Raw genomic sequence first — 7766 nt, forward strand, 5'->3', positions numbered from 1 at the left:
CCGAACCGCTGAGGTACCGTCGGTCGCGATGACCACGATCGCGGAGTGCCGCGCCGCACTCGAAAAGCTCTCGGACAACATGCAGCACGCCGAGGGGAACGCCCGCACGGCCGCAGCCCTGGAACGCTCGGTGAGCTGCCACATCACCGACCTGGACGTGACGTTCGCGGGACGCATGACGGGCAGCCGGATCGAGGTCGAGGAGACGCTCCAGGGTCCACCTCGGGAGAAGGCTCAGATCAGACTCGCCATGACCGGCGACGACCTGTCGGCACTGGTCGACGGCGAGCTGAACTTCGCGAAGGCCTGGGGCTCGGGCCGGGTGAAACTGCACGCGAGCCTGCGCGACCTGCTCGTCCTCAGGAAGCTTCTGTAGCGGCTACCGCCTTCGACTCGGCGCGCGCCTTCCGGGCGGCCGGCACCACCAGCGGCGTCCCCGTCTCCGGGTCGTCGATGACCTGGCAGCGCAGCCCGAAGACCTCCTCGACCAGTTCGGCGGTGACGATGTCGTTCGGCGTGCCCTCAGCGATGATCGCCCCGCTTTTCAGGGCGATGAGGTGGGTGGCGTACCGGGCGGCATGGTTGAGGTCGTGGAGGACGGCGACCAGCGTGCGCCCCTGCTCCTCATGCAGCTCCGCGCACAGATCGAGCACGTCGATCTGGTGCTGGATGTCCAGATACGTCGTCGGCTCGTCCAGCAGCAGCAACGGCGTCTGCTGCGCCAGCGCCATCGCGATCCACACGCGCTGCCGCTGACCGCCGGACAGTTCGTCGACATAGCGATCGCCCAGCTCGGCGACCCCGGTCTGCTCCATCGACTCCTGTACGACCCGCTCGTCCTCGGTCGACCACTGGCGCAGGATCCCCTGGTGCGGGTACCGGCCGCGCCCCACCAGGTCGGCGACCGTGATCCCGTCGGGTGCGATCGACGACTGCGGGAGCAGGCCCAGCGTCCGCGCGACCTTCTTCGCGGGCATCGACTGGATGACCTGCCCGTCGAGCAGCACCCGGCCCTGGCTGGGCTTCAGCATCCGTGACAGCGCCCGCAGCAGCGTGGACTTGCCGCACGCGTTCGGGCCGACGATCACCGTGAAGGAGTTGTCGGGTATCTCCACCGACAGCTGCTCGGCGATGACGCGCTGGTCATAGGCGAGGGTGACATCCTCGGCGGACAGGCGGTTCACGGTGCTCCTCTTGGTGTTCTCGTTCGCAGCGCCGCTCGGCGCCGGCCGCTTCTCGCTCGCGGTGCTCATATCCGCCCCGCCTTGCGCTCGGTGATCAGCAGCCAGAGCAGATAGACGCCGCCGAGCACGCCGGTGACCACACCCACGGGCAGCTGGTCGGCGCCGAACGCCCGCTGTGAGACCCAGTCGGCGGTCACGAGCAGCGCGGCGCCCATGCACAGGGACGGCAGCAGGTTCGGCCCGGGCGAGCGGGTCAGACGCCGGGCGAGCTGGGGGGCGGTGAGCGCGACGAAGCTGACGGGACCGGCCGCGGCGGTCGCGGACGCGGTGAGCAGTACGGCGGCCACCATCAGCAGCATCCGCACGCGCTCGACCCGGACCCCGAGGGCGTTCGACACGTCGTCGCCCATCTCCATCATCCGCAGGCCACGCGCATGGGCGAGAACCAGCGGTACGAGCACGGCGCACAGCCAGAGCAGTGGCCAGACCTGGTCCCAGTCACGGCCGTTGAGGGACCCGGTCATCCAGACGACCGCACGGGCCGCGTCGACCAGGTCGGCCTTGGTGAGCAGATAGCCGTTGATCGCGGCGACGATCGCGGACACACCGATACCGACCAGCACCAGCCGATACCCGTGCACGCCCCGCTTCCAGGCGAGCAGATAGATGGCCATTCCGGTCACCAGACCGCCCACCAGCGCACCGACGGTGACCTGGGCCGCGCTCCCCGACATCAGCACGATCACGATGAGCGCACCGGCCGTCGCGCCCTGCCCCAGACCGAGTACGTCCGGACTGCCGAGCGGATTGCGGGAGATGGCCTGGAACAGCGCACCGCCCAGCCCCAGCGAGGCACCCACCAGGAGCCCGACCAGAACCCGCGGCAGCCGCAGATCGTTGATGATGAACTCCTGCCCCGCATCCCCGTCGCCCACCAGCGTCTTGAGCACGTCCCCGACCGAGATGGGGAAGTCGCCGGTGCCGATCAGCACGACGCTCGCCGCGAGTGCGGCGAGCAGCAGCAGGACCACGACGGTGAAGGCACGCACGTCCAGCCGGACGGAGAGCCCGCCGGGCGTCCTGATGGCCCGGTTGGTCGTCTTCACAGCCGTCTTCACAGTCGCCTTCACAGCTGTGCCGTCCTCCGCCGTCGTACCAGAAAGATGAAGACCGGCCCGCCGATGATCGCGGTCACGATGCCGACCTGAAGCTCCGCGGGCCGGACCACCATCCTGCCGATCACATCGGCGCCGAGCAGCAGCACCGGCGACAGGACGGCCGCGTACGGCAGGATCCAGCGCAGATCGGGACCGGTGAAGGACCGTACGACGTGCGGCACCATCAGCCCGACGAAGACGATCGGCCCGCAGGCGGCGGTCGCGGCCCCGCAGAGCACGGTGGCGGCGAGCATGGACAGAGCCCTTGTGCGGTTCAGGTTGGCGCCGAGGGCCTTGGCGGTGTCGTCGCCCATGGCCATGGCGTTGAGCGGCCGGGCGAGCACGAGGGCGAGCACCATGCCGACGGCGAGGAAGGGCAGCACCTGGAGGATGGTGTCGTTGGTCGCCGAGCCCAGCGAACCGACGGTCCAGAAGCGCATCTTGGCCAGCGCCGCCTGATCCATGATCATCACGGCTTGGAGATAGCCGTAGAGCGCGGCACTGATCGCGGTGCCGGCGAGCGCGAGCCGCACCGGCGTGGCACCCCGGCTGCCGCCGAGGAACCAGACCAGCGCCCCGACCGCGGCCGCGCCGAAGAAGGCGAACCACACATAGCCGGTCAGGCTGGTGACGCCGAAGTAGGTCGTGGCGGTGACGACGGCGGCCGAGGCGCCCGCGTTGATGCCGAGCAGCCCGGGGTCGGCCAGCGGATTGCGGGTGAGCGCCTGGAGAACGGCGCCCGCCAGGCCCAGCGCGGCACCGGCGAGCAGTCCCAGCACGGTCCGTGAGAGCCGTTCCGCGACGACGACATCGCCGTATGTCCCCGAGTCCTCGAACAATCCGTGCCACACCTGGTCCACGGACAGCTCTTTCGCGCCGATCGCGATGCTCGCCAGCGCGACGAGCAACAGGATCGCCACGGAGACAAGCAGCCCAAAGGCACGTATCGCCCGGCGTTTCGGGGGCGCGGGGGTGGTCTCCGCGCGCTTTTCGGGAGGACTGTCGACCAACACGCAGTTAGGTTAGCCTACCCTCCTATTCAGCCACGATCCCGCTCCGTTCTCGTACGCGGATACCCTGCCGGTGAGTGACCGCGCCGGCTCACAATCCCAGCCGTGCCAGCGCCTTCCCCCCGTCCAGCTCGCACAAACCGTCCCCGGCCGACGTCCAGGCCGCCGCACACAGCGCCCGCAGCCCGTCCAACGCCTCGCCCTCACCGTCGAGTTCCAGCCTCTCGGCGCCGGCCCTCGCCCTCCAGCCACCGCACCGAAACCCGTCGCCCTCCGCCATGACCTCCGGCTGCCCGGTGAGCATGCCGCGCAGATCGGCGTCGACATACGTCGGCCGGTGCTGCGGCGGTGCGGCGAGCAGCTGCGGTCCGTCGGTCACGCCGGTCAGGACGAGCAGCGAGTCGACCCCTCCGTTGAACGCGCCCTCGATGTCCGTGTCCAGGCGGTCCCCCACCACCAGCGGCCGCTCGGCCCCGGTCCGCAGGATCGTCTCCCGGTGCATCGGAGGCAGCGGCTTGCCCGCCACCTGCGGCTCGGCACCCGTCGCGATCCGGACCACCTGCACCGCCGCGCCGTTTCCCGGCGCGATCCCGCGGGCGCTGGGAATCGTCAGGTCGGTGTTGGACGCGAACCACGGCACCCCGCGCGCGATGGCGTAGCAGGCCTCCGCGAAGCGGCCCCACGGCAGTTCGGGCCCGCCGAACCCCTGCACGACCGCCGCCGGGTCGTCGTCCGCCGACTCCACCGGCTCCAGCCCGCGCTCACGCAACGCGACCCGCAGCCCCTCCCCGCCGATCACCAGCACCCGGGAACCCCGCGGCACCTGGTCGGCGATCAGCCGGGCCACCGCCTGCGCCGAGGTGATGACATCGGACGCCGCCGTCGGTATCCCCAGCGCGGTCAGATGCGCGGACACGACGTCAGGGGTGCGCAAAGCGTTGTTCGTGACGTACGCCAGATGCATGCCTCCCGTGCGCGCGGTGGCAAGCGACTCGACGGCGTACGCGATCGCGTTCCCACCCGCGTACACCACTCCGTCCAGGTCGAGCAGCGCCGTGTCGTACGCCTCGCTCAGGGCCTGGCCACTGCCCTCCGGCCTCGTCCTGACGCTCTGGCTCATTCCGCATCGCTCCTCGTTCGACGGCTGTCCCCCCGATCATCGCGCATGCCACTGACACCCGTACGATGCCGGGATGAACTCAGCAGGTCACTCGGAAGCAACGGCGCCCCGAGGCCTCGAACTCACCCCGTTCCGAGGGCTCCGCTACGACCCCGACCGGGTCGGCAGTCTGGCCGCCGTGACCTCACCGCCGTACGACGTCGTGGTCCGCCCCGACGGCGTGCACTACCTTGAGTCGGCCGACCCGCACAACATCGTCCGCCTGATCCTCCCCCAGGCACCCACCCCCGGCGCCCGCAACGAGCAGGCGGCCAGGACCCTGCGGCGCTGGCTCTCCGAAGGGGTCCTGGCGGCCGACCCGCGGCCCGGCCTGTACATCTACGAACAGCGCGACGGCGACGGCATGCTGCAACGCGGCGTGATCGGCGCCCTGCGCGTGTCGGACCCCGCGGACGGCCTGGTCCTGCCGCACGAGGACGTCATGCCGCACATCGTGGCCGACCGCGCCGACCTCATGCGTGCCACCTCCGCGAACCTTGAGCCCCTGCTCCTGACGTACCGCGGCAGCGGCTCGCCGACCGACACCACCGCGATCATCGAGCGTACGGCGGAGCAGCCCCCACTCCTCTCCACCACCACCGAGGACGGCTTCAGCCACCGCCTGTGGTCGATCACCGACCCCGGCGAGCAGGCCCTCATCCAGGCCGACCTCGCCCAGTACCAGGCCCTGATCGCCGACGGCCACCACCGCTGGGCGACGTACCGGCGGCTCCGCGCGGAGCACCCCTCCCCCAGCCCCTGGGACCACGGTCTCGTCCTCCTCGTGGACACGGCCCGCTACCCGCTCCGCGTCCGCGCCATCCACCGCCTCCTGCACGGCCTGCCGGTCGCGGAAGCACTCAAACCCCTCGACGACCTCTTCCGCGTACGCCGCCTGGAAGTCCCCCTCCACGAGGCCCTGGAAGCCCTCGCCGACGCGGCCCGCACCGGCAACGCCTTCCTGCTGGCCGGCGACGGCACATTCCACCTCGTCGACGAACCGGACCCCGGCCTCCTGGCCCGCACCGTCCCGACGGACCGCCCCGCGGCCTGGCGCACCCTGGACGCAACCGTCCTGCACACCACACTCCTCGACCACGTCTGGCACATCCCCGAGGACTCCCCCGCCCACATCGCCTACATCCACGACACGGCGGCCACGGTCGGCAAGGCGGAACGCGACGGCGGTACGGCCGTCCTGATGCACCCCGTCCACGAGGAGGTCGTACGCGACCTGGCCCGTCAGGGCGTCACGATGCCCCGCAAGTCGACGTCGTTCGGCCCGAAACCGGCGTCGGGCCTGGTGCTGCGCGCGTTGGACCTCTGAATCGGGTAGGAGGGCCGGGTCGCCCGGCCCTCCTCCCACACCACCGGACATGCGGGTCACGCATCCGGCGGTTCACCAAGCTGATCTCAACCGTTGCCAGGTCGGCTTGAGCGTCTTCAGGCCGAGGTCGTCCCAGTAGGAGTTGGGCAGTGCCCGCGCGAGGACGGGGGAGCCCGCGATCCGCCAGTAGCCCTTGCTGCTGTTCCCCCACTCACGGGAGAACTGCTCGTTGAACCCGAGCTTGCGCAGCATGGCCCGGCGGGCCCGGGGGATCTTCCATTCCTTCCAACGGATCTGCCGCATCCTGCGGTGCAGCCACTTGTCCAGCTCGCGGAACAGATGCGCACCGTCCGCGAGCCGGAAGTAGCCCATCCAGCCAACGATGAAGCGGTTGATCTTCGCGATACGTTCGTTCATCGCGATGCTCCACCGGCGCGAGGTCAGCTCCCGCAGCCGCATCTTCAGACGGACGACCGCCTTCGGATCGACGCGGATCCCAACCTTCCCACGCCGGGCAAAATAGAAGCCGAACCCCAGCATCGTCATGACAGAAGCTGGGACCACCTTCGACTTGTCCCGGTTGACCTTCAGTTTCAACCGCTGCTCGACCACGGCCGTGACCGAGGCGAGCACCCGGCAAGCGGCTCGCTTGCTCCGCACGAAGACACGAACGTCGTCTGCGTAACGCACGAACCGGTGACCGCGCTTGAACAACTCCCGGTCCAGGTCGTCGAGCATGATGTTCGACAAGACCGGCGACAGCGGGGAACCCTGGGGGGTCCCCTCCGCGCTCGGCATCCTGATGCCGCCCACCATGATCCCGGCGTCCAGATACCTGCGGATCAGCTTCAAGACCCTGCGGTCATCGACCTTGCGCGCCACCCGCGCCATCAGGACGTCATGCTGAACCCGGTCGAAGAACCGGTCCAGATCAAGGTCCACGACCCAGCGGTGTCCGTCCTCGATGGCCCGCCGCGCGACACGGACCGCCTGATGGGCGGACCGGCCGGGACGGAACCCGAAGGACGACCCCGAAAACTGCGGGTCGAAGATGGGCACGAGCACTTGCGCGATGGCCTGCTGGATCAAGCGGTCCAGCACCCGCGGCACCCCCAGCATCCGCTCACCGCCGCCAGGCTTGGGGATGATCACCTGACGGACCGGCGCCGGCCGGTAGATGCCCGCGTCGAGTTCGGCCCTCACTTCGGGCCAGTGCACCGCGATCCACGGCCTCAGCTCAGCCGTGGTCATGCCGTCCACCCCGGGAGCACCCCGGTTGACTTCAACGCGGTTGAGCGCCGCGAGCAGGTTCTCCTTCGAGAGCATCAACTCCCACAGCGAAGACTCCCGCTCCCGGTGAACGCCCTCCGTGGAGTGCGCCGACCGGCCACTACGCTCCGCCAGGACACTTCCGGAATGCACCGGTCCCTTCCCGGTCGGCACCGCCGAAGCGGACTTACTGCGGTCCACGTGACCAGCACGAGCAACCACCACATCACCCGTTCCACTCGATGTTCGGCCCTTCCCAGCCCGCCACGCACCGGCAGCCATCCCGGCTGGTACTACGACCTCTGCTGACTTCTGCCCGGTCAGCCCGCGCCTCCCGGCACGGACCGTCGGCGCGGCGACAACTTCAGCACAACCGACACCCGGACAGATCTCCCCAGGTAAGAACGATCACTGTCCCTGGATCCCCGCCGCGTTTACGCACTGGCCCTCTTGGCAGTGACGGGCATCGCCTTCTCGTGCAGGCTCACCCGACCAGTACGCCTCATACGCGATTCGCGTTCCTCGGTACCCAGGTCTCGCCTCGGGCTTCCTCCAGACCCCACCTCACGATGACGCCCTTGCCTCCGGCTCGGGGTTAGCACCACCTCTTCCCCCAGGGGACTTCCACCCCCAAGCAATCGCCCATGCTGGGCACACACG

The 7766-nt window shown here is 69.7% G+C and carries 7 protein-coding genes; 2 read left to right on the top strand and 5 right to left on the bottom strand.

Annotated features, from left to right (window positions below):
- Positions 1 to 28 precede the first annotated feature (28 nt).
- A complete protein-coding gene (locus GFH49_RS10410; RefSeq protein WP_155055532.1) occupies positions 29 to 376 on the top strand; it encodes an SCP2 sterol-binding domain-containing protein in 348 nt (115 codons plus the stop codon).
- Here the strand turns inward: GFH49_RS10410 and GFH49_RS10415 are convergent.
- The 4 genes from GFH49_RS10415 to GFH49_RS10430 form a co-directional block, all read right to left on the bottom strand.
- Positions 360 to 1253, bottom strand: coding sequence for an ABC transporter ATP-binding protein (locus GFH49_RS10415; protein ID WP_155055533.1), 894 nt, complete (start codon positions 1251 to 1253; stop codon positions 360 to 362). The two genes, GFH49_RS10410 and GFH49_RS10415, sit on opposite strands and share 17 nt — an antisense overlap.
- Positions 1250 to 2290, bottom strand: a complete 1041-nt coding sequence (locus tag GFH49_RS10420) for a FecCD family ABC transporter permease (protein WP_155055552.1) — start codon at positions 2288 to 2290, stop codon at positions 1250 to 1252. The genes GFH49_RS10415 and GFH49_RS10420 overlap by 4 nt, the downstream gene beginning before the upstream one ends.
- Before the next feature lie 20 nt (positions 2291 to 2310).
- Positions 2311 to 3354 carry a FecCD family ABC transporter permease gene (locus tag GFH49_RS10425; RefSeq protein WP_155055534.1) on the bottom strand — a complete coding sequence of 348 codons (1044 nt, stop codon included), beginning with the start codon at positions 3352 to 3354 and terminating at the stop codon, positions 2311 to 2313.
- An 88-nt stretch (positions 3355 to 3442) separates the two neighbouring features.
- The gene (locus tag GFH49_RS10430) at positions 3443 to 4471 is read right to left on the bottom strand and encodes an HAD hydrolase-like protein (protein ID WP_155055535.1); all 1029 of its coding nucleotides are present in this window, start codon (positions 4469 to 4471) and stop codon (positions 3443 to 3445) included.
- Positions 4472 to 4544: 73 nt separating this feature from the next.
- Between GFH49_RS10430 and GFH49_RS10435 the strand changes: the two genes are divergently transcribed.
- Complete coding sequence (locus GFH49_RS10435; protein ID WP_155055536.1) at positions 4545 to 5837, top strand: DUF1015 domain-containing protein; 1293 nt, start codon at positions 4545 to 4547, stop codon at positions 5835 to 5837.
- Between the two features lie 72 nt (positions 5838 to 5909).
- Here the strand turns inward: GFH49_RS10435 and ltrA are convergent, their stop codons facing one another.
- Positions 5910 to 7163, bottom strand: a complete 1254-nt coding sequence (gene ltrA / locus GFH49_RS10440) for a group II intron reverse transcriptase/maturase (protein WP_230396118.1) — start codon at positions 7161 to 7163, stop codon at positions 5910 to 5912.
- Positions 7164 to 7766: the final 603 nt, after the last annotated feature.

It is taken from the genome of Streptomyces blattellae, from assembly GCF_009709555.1.
GTDB classification, from domain to species: domain Bacteria; phylum Actinomycetota; class Actinomycetes; order Streptomycetales; family Streptomycetaceae; genus Streptomyces; species Streptomyces blattellae.

What these genes read in the sequence shown, in the direction of transcription:
- GFH49_RS10410 (WP_155055532.1), top strand. Translation starts at nt 29, where the DNA reads ATGACCACGATCGCGGAGTGCCGCGCCGCACTCGAAAAGCTCTCGGAC.
- GFH49_RS10415 (WP_155055533.1), bottom strand. Translation starts at nt 1,253, where the DNA reads ATGAGCACCGCGAGCGAGAAGCGGCCGGCGCCGAGCGGCGCTGCGAAC.
- GFH49_RS10430 (WP_155055535.1), bottom strand. Translation starts at nt 4,471, where the DNA reads ATGAGCCAGAGCGTCAGGACGAGGCCGGAGGGCAGTGGCCAGGCCCTG.
- GFH49_RS10435 (WP_155055536.1), top strand. Translation starts at nt 4,545, where the DNA reads ATGAACTCAGCAGGTCACTCGGAAGCAACGGCGCCCCGAGGCCTCGAA.
- ltrA (WP_230396118.1), bottom strand. Translation starts at nt 7,163, where the DNA reads ATGCTCTCGAAGGAGAACCTGCTCGCGGCGCTCAACCGCGTTGAAGTC.